The sequence below is a fragment of the Acinetobacter sp. YH12152 genome, from assembly GCF_013418285.1.
In the GTDB taxonomy this organism is placed as follows: Bacteria; Pseudomonadota; Gammaproteobacteria; order Pseudomonadales; family Moraxellaceae; genus Acinetobacter; species Acinetobacter amyesii.
Genome location: NZ_VPCH01000014.1, coordinates 1 through 16,717 on the forward strand (window position 1 = coordinate 1; position 16,717 = coordinate 16,717).

Consider the following 16,717-nt stretch of genomic DNA (forward strand, 5'->3'; position numbering starts at 1 on the left):
AATTCGAAATAAAATCGCTTCAATAAAATTCCGTAAATTTAATTTGAGATAAATATTAAAGTGACGGAAAATAGCAAGTAACTTGGACCAGTGTTGATCATTTAGCATTGTTCGAGGCATAGCGAGTGTAAAATTGGGTTTGGCGATTTAATTTTACTATCTCGCTATTTTTTTAATCAACAAATGTCAACAGACCCTAAAATCTGATGACATAAAAAAGGATCATCATGAACACATGATGATCCTTTTTATTGAACTAAAATACACTAGCGAATCATCGGTACGATCCAACTGGTAATGATCAGCAAAATACCGAAATGTCCCAATTTACGGGTCACATATACCAATTTTGACGGCTTTTGTTCCAATTGTTTCGCATAGTCTTCGATGCTAATGCCTTGTTTTGCATTACTGGTAAATAAAAACACCGCCAAATCGATACAAATTAAAATCGTACCAACATCTGCCACCACTTCCATTAAATCGTATTGGCCGCTGATCAAGGCGGTTGACACTTGATAAACAAGGAAAAGTGCAAAAGCGATGCAGGCATACTGCAAAACAGTTAAAAATATCCGCATAAATCTATACTAAATAAGCTCAAAATTTTGAAATAGGATTATAGCGTCCCTCGCAAGAGATTACTGTAACGCTCAGAGTGCTTGCATGACTGCTGGGAAATGTTGCTTTTCAACCAACTCCAAAAACTCATCGCCCATACGCTGACTTTCAGCCACACATTGATTCCACATTTTAATGCGTTGTTGGTTGTCTAAGCCTTTGAGGGTAAAGTCTTTACGGTCAGGCAGTCGGCCAAGCGGCAAGCTTGCAAGGTATTCTTGTGAAGGTGACAGTAACAGGGTACGCGCCTGATTTTCAGGATTGGCTTGGCGTTTAAATAATTTATCAAACCAACCTGGGGTGATGCTATCCGTGAAATGTGGATACAGCACGATGCCCTGACTTTGGAAGGGTAGGTCAATATGATAGTCAATCAGGCCGCCATCGCGGTAACTGCCTTGTGGCGCATCAGGGATATCACGTATCGCGGCCATGACACCGGGAATAGATGCAGAAGCCATAAGCCACGGCATGACACTGTCTTGAGTCAATGCATGGTAATGCGTGGTAAAGCCATCATCCGCCACGGTAAATTGATGACCTGACACAGGCTGACTAATTACACGCTGCATGAAATAACGACTGTGTTTACGTGCGAGCGCTGTCGTGCCCACGATCCCTGCGACAGAGGCTAACAGAGGCAGGGCTTTATCACTTTGGAAAATATGCTGAGCTTTGACTGAAAGCACAGTGAGGTGATAATCCGGGTGATTAACCAGTGCCGCTTCTTGACCTTGAATCAAATCGATCAGCATGCCACGACACACATCGCTGACTTCTTGACGGCTCATCTTTTTATGAAAGCTCAGATTGGTATACAGCTCAGAGAGGCGTTTCGTCCCTTCAATGGCTCCCCAAGCAGCAATACTGGCAAAGCGCCAACTGCCAATCGATGAACCAATTAAAGTACGCTTTTGTTGCGCGCGTGGCAAAAAGTCAGCAAAAATCGCCTGATCTAAACCTTGAATACCAATGCCTTTCGGACCACCCGCAGCACCGGGCAGGATATCCACTTGAGCAGCGTTTAAACCCTCTTGTTCAATCAGTTGGCGGGCTAAATGGCCAGCACGGATATTGAGCGCAGGCGGTCTTTTTTGCAAAATTTGAGTCATGGTAGTCGCTTAAAATACAGTCGTAGAATTATTCTAGTGCGTTTTTGCACAGACCCAATGGCTGAAACTTCCGACAAATGACTTCTCAGTCATATCAGGGCGTCTCTGAGGAATGCTGTAATAGTTGTTCGTTATGCCGATGCAATTGAAACAAACTGAGGCAGACGATTGCCCATGTCGCCATTGGAAAGACCGCCCAAGCAAATAGGTTAATGATAAAAATCACGGCCCCAGCTAATAACCAATAATTTAACCCCGCCATCAGCTTTTGCTGTGGCAAACAAAGTAGGAATAAACAGGGAAGTGCATTAAAGAGAATGATCCACCAAAATGTAGCGCTATGCTGCATCCGATACAGGGTGGTGTTGGCTGTCGGTTGCCAGTTTAGAAAAGGCATGTGCATATTTAATTGAACCAACACATCGAGCAGGGTCGAAAAACTATACAGCAAGGCCGTTGCACATGCTCGGAGAGGGGTTCGACCATACAGTACCCCTAAATAACTGTATGACATGGCGTTCAGCCTTATTTAAATTTTTGAATTTTTTGTTTTTATGGCTTTAAGCCTTTTATTGTCAAAAGGCTTAAAGGAGCTATGGATACATCAAGATCATTTAAACACAGATTATTTAAACACACGCCAAATGGAAAGTAAGCTTGAAAGTGCAATTAATACGATGGAAACATACCATGGCGCAATTATCGCGATGGAGAGGAAGATGGCCATAATACTGCCAAAAACCCAACTACGTTTTTGCTGATGTTCCATTTGCAAGCGCATGCTTTGCAGTTCATTCAGTTGTTTGGCATGCCAAGCCGACTGATTTTTTAAACCATTCAGACTGTCGATCATCAGCGTTGGTAAATCTTGCGCACCTAAAAGTAAGTCTGGAATTTTTTGTCCGAGTTCTTTTAAGTTTTTCTGCGGATTCATTTGCGCTTTAATCCAATCGGTGAGGATTGGTTTTGCCAAACTCCAAATATCCAATTCAGGATAGAGATCAGTTCCTAAACCTTCCACATGCACTAAAGTTTTTAGTAAAAGCATCAGTTGTGGCGGAATCTCTAAATGGAAACGACGCGCAATATCCATCACTTGAATCAGGATGCCGGCGAAGTCCAATTCATGCATTGGTTTAGAGACCATTGGGCCCACAGTGCGACGCATTTCACGTGCTAAGGCATCTTGATCTGTACCCGGTGGAATCCAACCCGCTTGATGCACGATTTGAATCAGCTGCATAAAATCGCTGTTCATAACCGCAAGCAGCATGCGTGCTACGGTCATTTGGTCGTGCTTTGAAAGCTCACCCATAATCGCGCAGTCCAGTGCAATAAAGCGTGGATTGCTTGGATTGATGGTTTCGACGAAGACATTCCCCGGATGCATGTCTGCATGAAAGAAGTTGTCGCGGAACACTTGGGTAAAGAAAATGGTGAGCCCTTTTTCGGCTAAATCTTTACGATCCATGCCCAAGCGATCAAAGGTCGCAATATCAGAAATCGGCACACCGGTAATACGTTCTTCGACCATGACATCACGGCTGTCCATATAGACTTCAGGCACGTACATCATGCTTGAACCGGTGAAGTAATGACGCATACGACGTGTGTTATCCGCTTCTAAAGTCAAATCCAATTCATTGAGAATAATTTGACGGTAGTCCTGAATAATTTCGGACAGATGCAGGGCACGAGCGGCTTCTAGGCGTTTTTCAAGGAACTGACCAAGCCACTCTAATATTTCAAAATCATGCAGAATTTGATTGCGAATATTCGGGCGAGTCACTTTCACCACGACTTCGCGACCATCATGCAGGGCAGCAGTATGCACTTGTGCAATAGATGCTGCGGCTAATGGTTGCTCGTCAAAGCGTGCAAATAAGGTATTAACATCGGCTTTAAGTGATTCCTGAATGCGCATTTTGGCAACGTCATTCGAAAAAGGTTTTACACGGTCTTGTAGAAGCACCAATTGCTGTAAAACTTCAGGTGGAATCAAATCACGACGGGTAGACAGTAATTGCCCCATTTTAATGGCCAGCGGGCCCATCTCTTCTAAAGCTTGTTTGAGCTTGAGCGGATTTTTTCGCTCGCGGCTTGACCATGCCGCAGGGTGCATGCGAATGAGAGAAAGAATATGACGGGCTTTTTCCGGTAATTCTTCCGCAGGAAACAACGTGTCGAGTCTATAGTGCGCAGCAATGCGCCAAAGGTCGAGTAAACGTGAAACGTGCGGAATCATATATGCAATTACCTAGTCTTAAGTGTTGTCTTGTAATGAGTCAATTTGGCTGTGCAGCTGCTGAATTTTTGCTTCTGCACGGTCCAGATTTTGATTCAAAATTCGGGTGTCTTGATTCAGGTCATCCATTTGCCAGCGTGGGGCAAGCAAGCCTGAATCTTCTTTTAACGCGTCTTCAGCAAAGAACAAATGGCTTTGTAAAGTACGTTTGAGATGTTTGGGTGCAAGTTGTAACTTACCAATTTCATGCGCAAGGCTTGGACCAATCCAAGGGCTTAGATGCGAAGCTAAATCAGGCTCAGCTTGCTGCATAATGCGCTGGATATCCTGCAATAAGTGATAATCACCTTGCAATGGAATATTGCCGACATCTTCAGCCAACAGCAGTTTGAGGAGCTCGACGACCGTTTTGACATGTAAGGTCGCCGTTGCTTCAGTTATGTTTAACTGCTGCTCGAAAGGGCGTTGCTCAAAGATGGATGCGGTTTCAGTATGTCCTGTTGGCGTCGGTTCTAAGCGAACTTTCTGATCGTCAAAAAACACATCCACCGACAACTGTGGTGAGTCGATCACTACACGAAGCATTTTGCCTTGCAATTCATTCAGTTGGATGCGAGTAATAGCATCCAAATCAATGACATGATGAATTAAGCGTTCAACTGCACCAAGTGCGAGAATCGACCACATAGTTCAGCCTGCAGTATTAAAGTTTGAAACCACGGTGTACAGCCACGATACCACCCGTTAAGTTGTGGTAATCACAGTTTTGGAAGCCCGCATTTTCCATCATACCTTTAAGAGTACGTTGGTCTGGGTGCATACGAATTGATTCTGCAAGGTATTTATAACTTTCAGAGTCATTTGCTACGATTTTTCCCATAATTGGTAATGCAGTGAATGAGTATAAGTCATACAGTTTTGAGAATGGTTCAAATACCGGTTTAGAGAATTCTAAAATCAGTAAACGACCACCTGGCTTAAGAACGCGGTACATTGCAGCAAGAGCAGCATCTTTGTCAGTCACGTTACGTAGACCAAATGAAATGGTTAATAGGTCAAAACTGTTGTCTGCAAAAGGTTCTAAAGTTTCAGCATTGGCCAAAACGAAATCGACATTGGTACAACCAGCATCAATGAGGCGGTCACGACCGACATTGAGCATCGATTCGTTAATGTCTGAAAGCACCACATGACCTGTCGGACCAACTTCACGACTGAACACTTTAGCAAGGTCACCTGTACCGCCTGCAATATCCAGTACGTGCTGACCGCGACGAACACCTGACATGTTAATGGCAAAACGTTTCCATAGACGGTGAATACCAAATGACATTAAATCATTCATAATGTCGTATTTCGCAGCCACTGAGTGGAAAACTTCCGCGACTTTTTGCGCTTTGTCTTCGCTGCTCACGGTCTGATAACCAAAGTGTGTGGTTGGCCCAACATTACCTGTGTTCGCGCCACGTGGCAGATTATATTTGGGTACTGAACCTGTCACAGGTGTGTCGGTCAGACGTTGTTCTAAAGATTGTTGCTGACCTTGCGCTGTCCCTTGTGGTAAAGGTTCAGTTAAGAATGGACTCGCTTTGTCTGTATTTTGTGCCGACTCAGGTGTAGGGACAGGCGTTTGATTCTCGTTAGACATTAGAGTCACTCCTAACTTATAAATAGGGTTAATGTTACTTTGTAAGCATGATGACAGATTCTCTGTTGTTATACAGCAGTCATTTGCATTTGTTGTGAATAATATACAGAAAAAATAAGGGGCTGCTGTAATTGCTTTGCAAAACCCCTATAAAAAATCTGAATTCAGCCTTGAACGCCCTGTTTGTTTTATATCAAATGTGGGCTGAATGGGGATGATAATTTTGTTAGGTCGCAGGCTGAAACGGGTTCGGGTCTCCAGCATGTACACGGTCAATGATTTGACGTTCTACAGTGGTAAATTCACGCACAAATTTTTCTGCTGACTTAAGTGGTTTCATTGCGAGAAAGCCATCTTGCATAAAGTCATACATCACTTCGAAGTTATATTTTATTGCTGCACCTTTGCACATCTTAAAGGCGGTATAGACCATAAATGAGCGCATATATTTATCTAAATTACGACCTAAATCGTCCAATAGTTGCAGCTGTAACATACGGTCCTTGCCCTGATCGAGCTTAAGATAAGTCTGGCGCATCATTTCATCGGTTAAGGGCAGATTGGATGGATAATCTTCTAATAATTGCATGGCCACTTGTTCATCAAGCTGTACGGCTAAAATGGCAAGTTGAACGCCCGAAGTACCAGTCTTTATGGCATTGTCTGGAATCAATTTTTCAGCTTTGTGTGCATAGCGCGTGAGACGAGCAATTTGTGCTGCTAATGCATCAAAATCAGGACCGCCATATAAACGATTAATAAAATATTCAGACATCAGCACATTGTGTTTTTCAGCAAATTGTACGGCATGTGTGCGTTGCATACGTTGTTTTTGCCACTGCTGGACATCTTGTAAACGCTGTAAAATTTCTGGCTTTTTGTGGTAGTTCAACTGGTAATACAGTTCAAGTAAATCATCTAATACTGCAAGTTTGGACATTGAGTGTCTCAATTATTTTTTAGATGTTTGAATCTTAGTGGGTGTTGGAGCTTAGGGCTATGACAAAGTGACGAAATTACAGGTCAATCTGAGTCAGTTTGTTGCAGAAACGGTCATATTTTCCATTTCAGCATATACATGAAAGCATTGTTGTGGGGTGAAGGGCATGGTTATACTCAAAACAGAATAAAACCAAGGGTCCGCCATGAGCTTAAAAGAAACAGAATTTCAATTGATGGATGAAGAACAACTCTCGGTTGAGCTGATTGAAGCGCAGTATCAACTGAAAAATACCAGCCGTCAGCCCAATGCCAAAAGCATGTTGATTTTAGTGAGTGGAATCGAGCTTGCGGGTAAGGGAGAGGCTGTCAAACAGCTCCGCGAATGGGTCGATCCACGCTACTTAATGGTGAAAGCGGATGCCCCGATCATGTTTAATCAAAAACAAACCTTTTGGCAGTCTTATGCACGGTTTATTCCTGCCGAAGGGCAAATCATGGTGATGTTTGGAAACTGGTACAGTGATTTGCTCAGTACCGCCATGCATGTGTCGAAGCCTTTGGATGAAACCTTATTTGATGAATATGTCGAGAACATGCGAGCCTATGAACAAGACCTAAAAAATAATCATGTCGATGTGATTAAGGTCTGGTTCGATTTATCTTGGAAATCTTTACAAAAACGTTTGGATGAAATGGACCCGAGTGAAGCGCGTTGGCATAAATTGCATGGTTTAGATTGGCGCAATAAAAAACAATATGACAACTTGCAACGTTTACGTCAGCGTTTTAGTCATGACTGGATCATTATCGACTGTGAAGATGAGCAAGTCCGTGATCAGCAATTTGCACAGTATATTTTACGCACTTTAAAACATTGTCCAACACATGAAACTAAAGCGGTAGGGCGTTGGAAACAAGCCAAAACACCACAGGCTTTATTGGAGCCAAGTACAGCCGTCGCTGATGAAGCCGATTATAAAAAAGAATTAAAAAAATTAAGCCGTAAGGTGGCTGAAGCTTTACGTTTTGATTCACGCAACGTGGTGATCGTGTTTGAAGGGATGGATGCCGCAGGGAAAGGCGGAGCAATTAAACGTATTGTTAAAAAGTTAGACCCACGCGAATATGAAATTCATACCATAGCAGCACCTGAAAAATATGAACTACGCCGTCCTTACTTATGGCGCTTTTGGAATAAAATTGTCCCTGAAGAGAAAATCACGATTTTTGATCGCAGTTGGTATGGTCGTGTTTTGGTTGAGCGGATTGAAGGATTTGCTAATACCGTTGAATGGCAGAGGGCATACGATGAAATTAATCGCTTTGAAAAGGACCTATATAACACTCAAACGGTTGTCATCAAGTTCTGGTTAGCCATAGATAAGGATGAGCAAGCTGCGCGGTTTAAAGCCCGCGAAGAAACCGCACATAAACGGTTTAAAATTACTCCAGATGACTGGCGGAATCGTGACCGTTGGGATGACTATCTCAAAGCTGCTGCAGATATGTTGCAACGCACGAATACAGAATATGCGCCGTGGCATGTGATCGCGACCAATGACAAACATAGTGCGCGCTTACAGGTATTAGAGACGATCTTAGCGCAATTGAAAGCAGATTGAATGCATGAAAAAAGCCACGATATTCGTGGCTTTTTTCATTTTCAAAACTAGCTCATTTTCAGATCTACTTAATCTTTAGATCTATGGTTTAGATCACTTTGATTTATAAACGATGTTGATGCGCTAGATATCGCCGTTAAACATTGTTCGGCGTTGGGACAGGTTGGTTCGGAAATTTCTGTTGAATACGCTTCGCCAATTGGTAGCTTTCTTCTACATGGGTTTCAGCGACTTTTTTCATCACAATATAACCCAAACTGGCTGCCACCAATTGTCCACCTAATGGAATAAATTTAGTGACTTGTTTGGTAATATATTTTGCTGCAATGTTATTTAGCGATTTTTTCATCGCGGTTCGTGCAACCACTAAACCAGAAAATTCGACACCACGTTTACGCAGTTCTGTCCAATGAATTTGTTTGGTTTTTGGATCATACACACTAATTTGATCTGGCGCTAAACCAAAACGCGCATTAATTTCTGGAATGAGCTGTGACAAAATTCCGACGTCAATCACCACATCCAAAAATGGCACAGGAATAATAGCTGCACCTGCTGAAAAATAAGCACGTTTTTTGACGAGCTCTAAGCATTCAGCGCGAATAATGTCCAGATTTAAGTTAGGGTCGATGGAATCAGGAATGTTATCAATTTTCATAAGCAGATACCCTTGATACTGGATTGGTTTTTTTCTCATAAAGTATCATTAAGATACTTGTTTAAAAGCATTTTTTGCAATCTATTCTCTTGTCAAAGTCGCATAGACAGCCCAAGATGTATAGTAAATAATCATTGTTGTTTTGTAGTAGTTGGTCACTCAGGCTGTAAAGGTAATCCATGGCAATACATGTAATTCAAAGTCAACGAATCGAAGTTTTGGTGGATTGTCTAATCGAAAAATTGAAATCGAATCAATCGACCAATGCTTTGTCCGTCTTGCAAGAACGACATATCGTGGTGCCCGATCAAGCCATTGCTGCATGGTTAGAAAAACAAATTGCTGAAAAAATCAGTATTAGTGCCAATATTAAGCATCATCGTAAAATTTTAGGGTTGCAGTGGAAAGCCTACGATTGGGCCTTGCCGAATAAACAAGACCGAGAGCGGATTAAAGGTATCAACATGCCGCCGTTGATTATGCAATGGCGTATTTATAATGCTTTAGCGGTTTTTATTGCAGCTGATCAGTTTGATGCAGCACAGATTCCGACAGATGTTCAGCCCTTAGTTCAGCGTATTTTTGACAGCACAGCACAGCTCTCAGATCGAAAAAAACGTGAGCAAAAGCGGCAAGAAATGTTGTACTGGATCGCTGCTCAAGTCACTCGGCTTTTTACCAACTACATGGCCTTTCGTGGCAGTTGTATTCATACCCCAGATGAAGGTGTTGAGCACTGGGTTTGTCCACATTGCGATACTGACTGGCTAAAAGCGTGGAGTTATAACCAGCCGTTAAATATTATGCAACTTACAGGTCTGAAACCTCAACAAGCTGATGAATATCTACCGACTCAGGCTCGACAACTGGAGCATTGGCAGCGTTGGCTGTGGCATCAAGTATTCCAAAAAGACTTTAATGACCGTCAGGAAATAGACAATAAATTTTGGTTTGCCTTGGCGCATGCTGAGCAAAATCGGCAGCAGCAATTTGATTTGGATGCTGAGGATGATGAGCGCGATGATGATGAGCGTCACCAAACCTATAACGGTTTGCCTGAACAGATTTTCGTCTTTACGACCTTAGAATTACCCCCTGCACAACTGAAATTTTTATATCGCTTGGCAGCGTATACCGAAGTGCATCTGTTGTATTTCAACCCATCGCGTGAGTATTGGGCAGACATGGTCGATCCCGTATGGAAAGATCGTTATAACTTGAAATTACAACAGCGTTATATTGAGCGAAATCCCAATGTCAGCACGGCACAAATTCAGGCCTATCTGAGTACGACCAATGCCGAATTTCGTGAATCTCAGCATTCATTACTGACGCGTTTAGGTAAACGTGCGCGGGATAACTTTGCATTATTGGTGAATATGTCTGGTGGCGAAGGCTGGGAAGATATTTTTCCAGACACCGAGCCGACAACACTGCTCGCTCAAATTCAATATGACATCATGACCTTAGAAGAACCCGAGCAGCATCAATATGCACTCGCGGGGGCAGATGAATCGATTCAATTTCATGTCTGTCATTCTAGCCTGCGTCAGTTAGAGGTTTTACGTGAACAGTTGGTGCATTGGTTGGCCGATGGCACGGAACAAGAGCCACGCCATCCGAGTGATATCTTGGTCTTGGTGCCAAACTTAAAAGAACTGGAACCGCATATTCGGACGGTCTTTTCGACGACTCGAGGCATGGGTCGCAGTGCTGTGGATTTACCTTATATCCCAGTCAAAATTGCAGGGGTGGTCAGTCAAGATATTCAAAATGCATGGCAAGCCTTTGTTGGACGCATTGAAATTAGTCAAGGTCGTTTTACCGCAGAAGATTTTCATGATTGGCTGAATTTGAATGCGGTGCAAGAACTGTATCAGCTCGACCATGTGCAAATGGAACGTATGATGGAACTGCTGATTCAAGCTGGTTTCCGTCGTGGTTTAGACGAACAGCACATGTTGGCTTATTTGTTCGAGCAAGACCGAGATTATCGTTATACCTTTAAATTTGCATTAGACCGTTTGGCGTTAGGAATTGCGATACCACAACATGCCGTATTTGAGGACACCTTAAGTTTTGCAGGGGTGTCGAGTAGTGATTTTGAGTTGGTTCAAACTTTAATTCAGATCTACCGAGATATCAGTGCGCGTCGAGATTGGCTCAATCCGAATCTCAGCACACAGACGGTCAAAGTGTGGTTGCAACAATTAGATGCAGATTTAAAGCCTTTTGTGGAAGCCAGTGGTCGAGCATTTGAAACCATTCGCAGTGTGATGCGTGCGATGACGCAACGTCTGCATAATGCCCAAAGTGATAAAGTTGAGTCGCTCCCAAACAGCTTTAATTTGCCATTATCTTTGCTGCTCAAAGAAATACAACAAGGCATCGATAGCTCTGCCGATCAGATCGAACCGACAGGATCAGTGACCTTTGCGGACATGGGGAAAATCCGCCAAGTCCCATTTTCATTGGTGGTGTTAATGAACATGGATAGCGGCAAATTTCCGCGTCGTGATCAGCAAGTGCCTTTTGATTTGATGGATGTGTTTAAACCGGTTTTGGGTGATCGCTCTCGTTTGGAAGATGATAAAGGTGCATTTCTAGATGCCTTGTTATTTGCCCGACAGTCCTTGTGGATTTTCTATAATGGCTTTGATGTCAATGATGGTGAAAGTCGGGAGCCATCCTCTGTGATATATGAATTTAGCCAGTTCCTCGCACGGATGATTCAGCCGCAGCAATTGAACCAACCCCATGATGCCATGCTGGATTTGGATGGCTTACGCATTCCACAGCAGCTCGAGCCGCTATACCATATTTATCCTTTGCAGCCTTTTGACCCGATGGGTTTTCAGCAGTCGAAAAACTTACGATATAAAGATCAATGGTTTGCTGTGGCGGAACATATTTTAGATCAGTCGGGACAACGCCAATCGTGGATTAACCGTGATTATCCTGTGCATGATGAGCAAGAAGTACGGGTATTAGATGGTCAGGAATGGATTAAAGATGTGGTGTTTCCTGCCCGTGCATATTTGAAAACGCTTGGCGTGGCCAGTGTCTATACTGGTGACCAATTGCCGCAGCAAGAGCCTTTGTTGCTGGACCGTTTACAGCAATATCATGTCCGTGACTTATTGCAAAAGCATTATGTGCAGCCTGCCTCTCGTGTCGATCAAACAGAGGATCAGAACTCTACGACCTCAGCTGAACCCGATATGGCCTTGTTCCAAGATGTACTGCCTGTGGGACATAGCCAAATAGCGACTTGGAAGCTCAGTTTGCAAGAGCAGGCACAGTTATTAGAGCGTTTAGATGGACGTTGTGTAACCGTGACCACCCTACAAAACCTACAGCTTGAACCGCATTTGATACTGAGCATCACCGTGCCTGAAGACCCTCAGAGTATGCATTGGTTGAGCTGTATGGCGTCAGGGGCAAAGCCTAAGCGTCAGACGCAAACCTGGCTCGAATATCTACTGTGGTTGAGCTATTTAGACTTAGGGGATGAGGGCGCTGCGTATCGTCGTGAAGTGATTTGTAATGATAAAAGCATAGTCTGTTGTGGATTAAGCTCTGCACAAGCCAAGCTGCAGCTCAGTGAGTGGGTGGCGATGTGGAAACATGCACAAAAACGTCCAGTGGTGCTGCCTGCTGCCTTAATTCGCCAAGAAAAATGCACTTGGGTGGAAAATGAAACAGGCCAACTCATGCCAGATAATTTTGCAAAGCTTCAAGAGGAATGGCTGAAAAATCATAGTTTTGGTGGAGTGGAGTTGGAATCGAATGAAGCCAATAGCCACCATCGTGATTGGACTTTTATTTTACAGCAACAAGCGGCAGATGAGCTTCTGGCATTGTCCTGTCGTTATTATGCAGAACGTTTATATCATGTGATGGATACCGAGGCAGATGACGGCCTAAAAAAACTTAATGTCATCAAGCCTGAGGTGAAAAAATGAATATGCCACAGCAAACGATGAAAATGTCCACCAACCCGATTGCAGACATGAGCTTTACGGGGCTGCACTGGATTGAAGCCTCTGCGGGTACTGGTAAAACCTATACGCTTTCCAGTCTGATGGTGCGGATTTTTCTCGATCGTTATATGCCGAATCAGGTCATTGCCACTACCTTTACACGTAAGGCTACAGCGGAACTCAAAGCGCGGGTTCGGCTGCGGATTGAAGAAACCCGTGACTTTATTTATGGCCTGCTCGCGGCATCTCAAGGTGAGTTGGCCGAACTTCAGCAAAGTTTGAGTGACCCTTTGTATCAGCAAGTGCTGAAAGATCATGGGCATCACTTAGATTATGCCTACAATCGTCTGAACGTGGTCTTACAACAATATGAAGAACTCTTTGTCGGAACTTTAGACAGCTTTAGTCAAAAGTTATTACGTGAATTTGCCTTTGAAAGTGGTCGTATCGAACAGGTGCAAATCAGTGATGATGAAGACCTGCATATTGAACGGATCATTCATGATTTATTAAGAGATTGGATCCAGCAGCAGCCTGCACATTTGATTGAATATTTGATGTTGAATCATCAGTTGAAAGGTCCTGAATATTATCTGGGCGTGGTAAAGGAAAGTCTAAATTTCCCATCGGTGGATTTGCGCGTCCCTGAATTACCCGAAAATGCTTTGGCGCATTTTGAAGCGATGTGTCATCAGCTTGCGCAAATGCTGCCTGCCGCTCGTGTAGAGCTTGCAGCGTGTTTTGATGCAGGAAGTCATTATAAAAACTTGGTGGACGCTCGACGTTTTAATAAAGGTGCATTCTTTGTTACCTTTAATACACGCATTCCCGAGTTTTTACAGCACTTTGAAGCAGCGGGTAGCCAAGGGGTTTTGACTCAGTCCGATGTGTTACAACAGACAATGAAAGCCATTCGTTCATTGTTTTATGATCCGAATAAAACTGAATTTAAGCCACGTGTCTTTAAAGACAAAGTCGTTGAAGAACAGCCGGATATCTCAAAAGAATTTTATCAACATGCTTTTGTTCAACAACTCCGAGCGGTGCTCAGCGCTTATGAACATATCAATCAAGCAGAACAATATCTAAATTTTTATTTGGCGCAGGAAGTTAAAAAGCGTTTGCCTCAAGTGTTGTCCCACGCTGGGGAAACCACCTTTTCACAACAAATTCGGACCTTATCGGAAGCCTTACAGCAAAGCTCAGCCGCAGGGAAAGACAGTTTTGCTGCTCATGTTTTAGCACGATATCCGCTGATTTTAGTCGATGAATTTCAAGATACCAACCAAGATCAAGATGACATGCTGTCTAGCATTTGGCGGGTCAAGGAGCGCTTACATCAGGGTTGTATGATTATGGTCGGCGACCCCAAACAGGCGATTTATGGGTTCCGTGGCGGTGACATGCTGACCTATCGTAAAGCGCGTCATGATATTCAAGCCAAGGGTGGGCGTTGTTATACCTTGAACAAAAACCATCGTTCAGTCAAAAACTTGGTTGAAGTGGTGGATGCCTTGTTTCATCGGCAAATGGACTTTGGTGAGCAAGTTGAATACACCCCGATTCAAGCAGGTGAGCGTGAGCATCCGCCGCTGATTGATCATGAGCAAGTCAATCCACAACCGCTGCGTTGGTTGGCTTTGGATGAAACGCTAAATGAAGCAGAGCAAGTGGCTTGGCAGATTCAGTCCTTGCTCAACCAAGCTCAGCAAGGACATTTATATTTTCAAGACAATAATACCCAGCGAGCACTGACAGCAAACGATATTGCGGTCTTGGGGCAAAACCATTTCGACTTAGAGCAAGTACAGCAATGTTTATTGCAGCTGGGCGTTCCTTGTTATAAAGCATCTCGGGACAGTGTCTATAAAAGTTCCGTCGCACAAGACGTTGCCGCTTTGCTGACGGCGATTTTAAATCCTTATCAAGAAGCCAAGGTGAAACGTGCGCTACTGAGCCGTTTATTGGGTTTTGATCTGAAACAATTGGTCGCACTCGAACAGCAAGCGGATGGACTGAGTGAAATCATCGAAAAACTCGAACAGGTCCGACAAATTTGGAATGAGCAAGGATTCCGCAGCGCGTGGAATAGCTGTATGACGGTCTTTCAGGTGTGGACGCGGTTGGTGGCTGGACAAAGTCGAGATAATGAACGCACAGTGGTGAATTTACGCCATATCGCAGAATTATTAAGTCAGCAAAGTGAACACTACACCGGTGCGCATAAGCTCTATCAATGGTTTATTCGCCAAATCAATTTAGGCATCAATAATGAAAGCACCCAAGAGCGAAAATTGACCGGGCAATTGGGGGTGCAACTGATGACGATTCATGCATCCAAAGGCTTAGAGTTTGGTTGTGTGTTTTTATTGGGAGCAAATGCGGGCTTAAGTGAAAAAGGCAATTTGAATTTTTCCCTTAAAGACAATCAGCAAAAAAGCCTTGGGTTAGAACGTGTGATTGCCGTGAAGTCTTCGGACTTACCCGAAGATGATATTCAACAAAATGATGCGCGCAATGAAGCAGAGCATCATCGCTTGTGGTACGTGGCGTTGACCCGTGCCAGTTATCGTGTCTATGCCGTGCTACGTCATCATGAAGTAGAAAAGAAACAATTGGCAGAAGCGCGTTCAGGACTGACTTTTTGGCGTGGAAGCGCACCAGATCTGTTCCAACACGCAGATAGTGTGGATGCCGATGTCTTGCGTGCAGCACCACCGATGTTGACTCAGACTCAGGTTGAAGCTGTTGTGTTAGAGGCGGAAGAGATTCCCAACAGCCATTTTTATCCACGAGAAACCACCAGTTTTACCGCGCTCACGCGCACGGCGCATAAGGCACATATACAACGTGACCAACTGGCAGCGGCAATGACCGAGCAGGAAGACAGTGCTGCCGATGAAGTTGAACAAGTTGAAATTATTGAAGCAGAAACGGCAGAGAAAATTAGCTGGATTAAACGGCATTTTCCAAAGGGAACCAAGCCCGGAAGTTTCTTGCATAAATTGATGGAAAAAGTTCGATTTAGCACCCCAGAAGAGAAGTTGGCCAAAGCCATCGCATCACGTTTTCATAGTGATGTTGAGTTTGATTCGCCGCAAATGTTGCAAAACTTAATGAAACAGTTCGGGCAAACGGCAAACCCTGAGCAAGATGAAGCTGAACTGATTGAAGAAATGCGGGAATGGTACAGTCAAATTATTCATACACCATTGCATGATGGTTTTAGCCTGCATCAGTTAAACGATGGTGAATATCGTTCAGAAATGGACTTTCATTTAAGTATGGCAGATCGTGCATTGGCGATACGTAAAATACGCATGCTATTTGAAAGCCTAAATGAGCCAGATTTACAAATACAAGATTTGAATGATGTGTTTACGGCACGCTATCTGACGGGGTCGATTGACTTGGTATATTATGATGGTCAGCGTTATCACATTGCCGATTATAAAAGTAATTTCTTAGGCGATCAGACCGCACATTATAATCATGCCTATATTCGAGAAAGTATGAGTCATTCTAGTTACTGGTTGCAGGCGGCTTTATATTTGGTGGCCCTACATCGTTATTTGAAAGCCGTGATGAAAGACTATGACATGACGCAGCATTTGGGTGGGGCGAGTTATCTGTATCTTCGTGGTATGGATGGACAGTCCGATCGTGGAGTATATCACTGGAAGCCGGCGGATACATTCATTCAAAACCTCGATGCAATATTGAGCGAAAAGGTTGTGGCTAAAACGTGAAAAAGCACGAAAAAGATAAAAATATTCACGCTGAAACAATAAGTTGCATTGTGGATAAGTTTGAGGATAACTGTGTGGAAAATGATCAAAAAGCCTTATCAGCACAGCCTTTGCACGCGAGACAAGAAAATACTGTA

11 protein-coding genes and 1 pseudogene are annotated in these 16,717 nt (G+C 43.6%); 3 read left to right on the plus strand and 9 right to left on the minus strand.

Annotated features, from left to right (window positions below):
• The 8 genes and pseudogenes from FTU83_RS06160 to FTU83_RS06195 all read right to left on the minus strand — a co-directional run.
• Positions 1–120, minus strand: a pseudogene (locus FTU83_RS06160) (IS5/IS1182 family transposase); the annotation flags it as partial.
• 146 nt (positions 121–266) lie between these two features.
• Entirely contained in the window at positions 267–581 is a 315-nt protein-coding gene (locus FTU83_RS06165) for a hypothetical protein (RefSeq protein WP_078189807.1), read from the minus strand.
• Positions 582–653: 72 nt separating this feature from the next.
• Positions 654–1,733 (minus strand): patatin-like phospholipase family protein, encoded by a 1,080-nt coding sequence (locus tag FTU83_RS06170; RefSeq protein WP_180002876.1) that lies wholly within the window; start codon positions 1,731–1,733, stop codon positions 654–656.
• Between the two features lie 94 nt (positions 1,734–1,827).
• Positions 1,828–2,247, minus strand: a complete 420-nt coding sequence (locus tag FTU83_RS06175; RefSeq protein WP_180105921.1) for a hypothetical protein — start codon at positions 2,245–2,247, stop codon at positions 1,828–1,830.
• 111 nt (positions 2,248–2,358) lie between these two features.
• A complete protein-coding gene (locus FTU83_RS06180) occupies positions 2,359–3,978 on the minus strand; it encodes an AarF/ABC1/UbiB kinase family protein (protein ID WP_180105922.1) in 1,620 nt (539 codons plus the stop codon).
• An 18-nt stretch (positions 3,979–3,996) separates the two neighbouring features.
• A complete protein-coding gene (locus tag FTU83_RS06185; RefSeq protein ID WP_168377975.1) occupies positions 3,997–4,665 on the minus strand; it encodes an SCP2 domain-containing protein in 669 nt (222 codons plus the stop codon).
• Between the two features lie 16 nt (positions 4,666–4,681).
• Complete coding sequence (gene ubiE, locus FTU83_RS06190) at positions 4,682–5,626, minus strand: bifunctional demethylmenaquinone methyltransferase/2-methoxy-6-polyprenyl-1,4-benzoquinol methylase UbiE (RefSeq protein WP_078192823.1); 945 nt, start codon at positions 5,624–5,626, stop codon at positions 4,682–4,684.
• 226 nt (positions 5,627–5,852) lie between these two features.
• Positions 5,853–6,566: a hypothetical protein gene (locus FTU83_RS06195; protein ID WP_180002883.1), complete on the minus strand. Its 714-nt coding sequence runs from the start codon at positions 6,564–6,566 to the stop codon at positions 5,853–5,855.
• Positions 6,567–6,771: 205 nt separating this feature from the next.
• Between FTU83_RS06195 and FTU83_RS06200 the strand changes: the two genes are divergently transcribed.
• Positions 6,772–8,190, plus strand: coding sequence for a phosphate--AMP phosphotransferase (locus FTU83_RS06200; protein ID WP_180105923.1), 1,419 nt, complete (start codon positions 6,772–6,774; stop codon positions 8,188–8,190).
• 136 nt (positions 8,191–8,326) lie between these two features.
• Here FTU83_RS06200 and FTU83_RS06205 read toward each other — a convergent pair whose 3' ends face one another.
• On the minus strand, positions 8,327–8,848 hold the full coding sequence (locus FTU83_RS06205; protein WP_168377972.1) for a hypothetical protein: 522 nt from the start codon (positions 8,846–8,848) through the stop codon (positions 8,327–8,329).
• A gap of 179 nt (positions 8,849–9,027) precedes the next feature.
• Between FTU83_RS06205 and FTU83_RS06210 the strand changes: the two genes are divergently transcribed.
• Both FTU83_RS06210 and FTU83_RS06215 read left to right on the plus strand, forming a co-directional pair.
• Positions 9,028–12,813 (plus strand): exodeoxyribonuclease V subunit gamma, encoded by a 3,786-nt coding sequence (locus FTU83_RS06210; protein WP_180105924.1) that lies wholly within the window; start codon positions 9,028–9,030, stop codon positions 12,811–12,813.
• On the plus strand, positions 12,810–16,580 hold the full coding sequence (locus tag FTU83_RS06215; RefSeq protein ID WP_180105925.1) for a UvrD-helicase domain-containing protein: 3,771 nt from the start codon (positions 12,810–12,812) through the stop codon (positions 16,578–16,580). The genes FTU83_RS06210 and FTU83_RS06215 overlap by 4 nt, the downstream gene beginning before the upstream one ends.
• Positions 16,581–16,717: the final 137 nt, after the last annotated feature.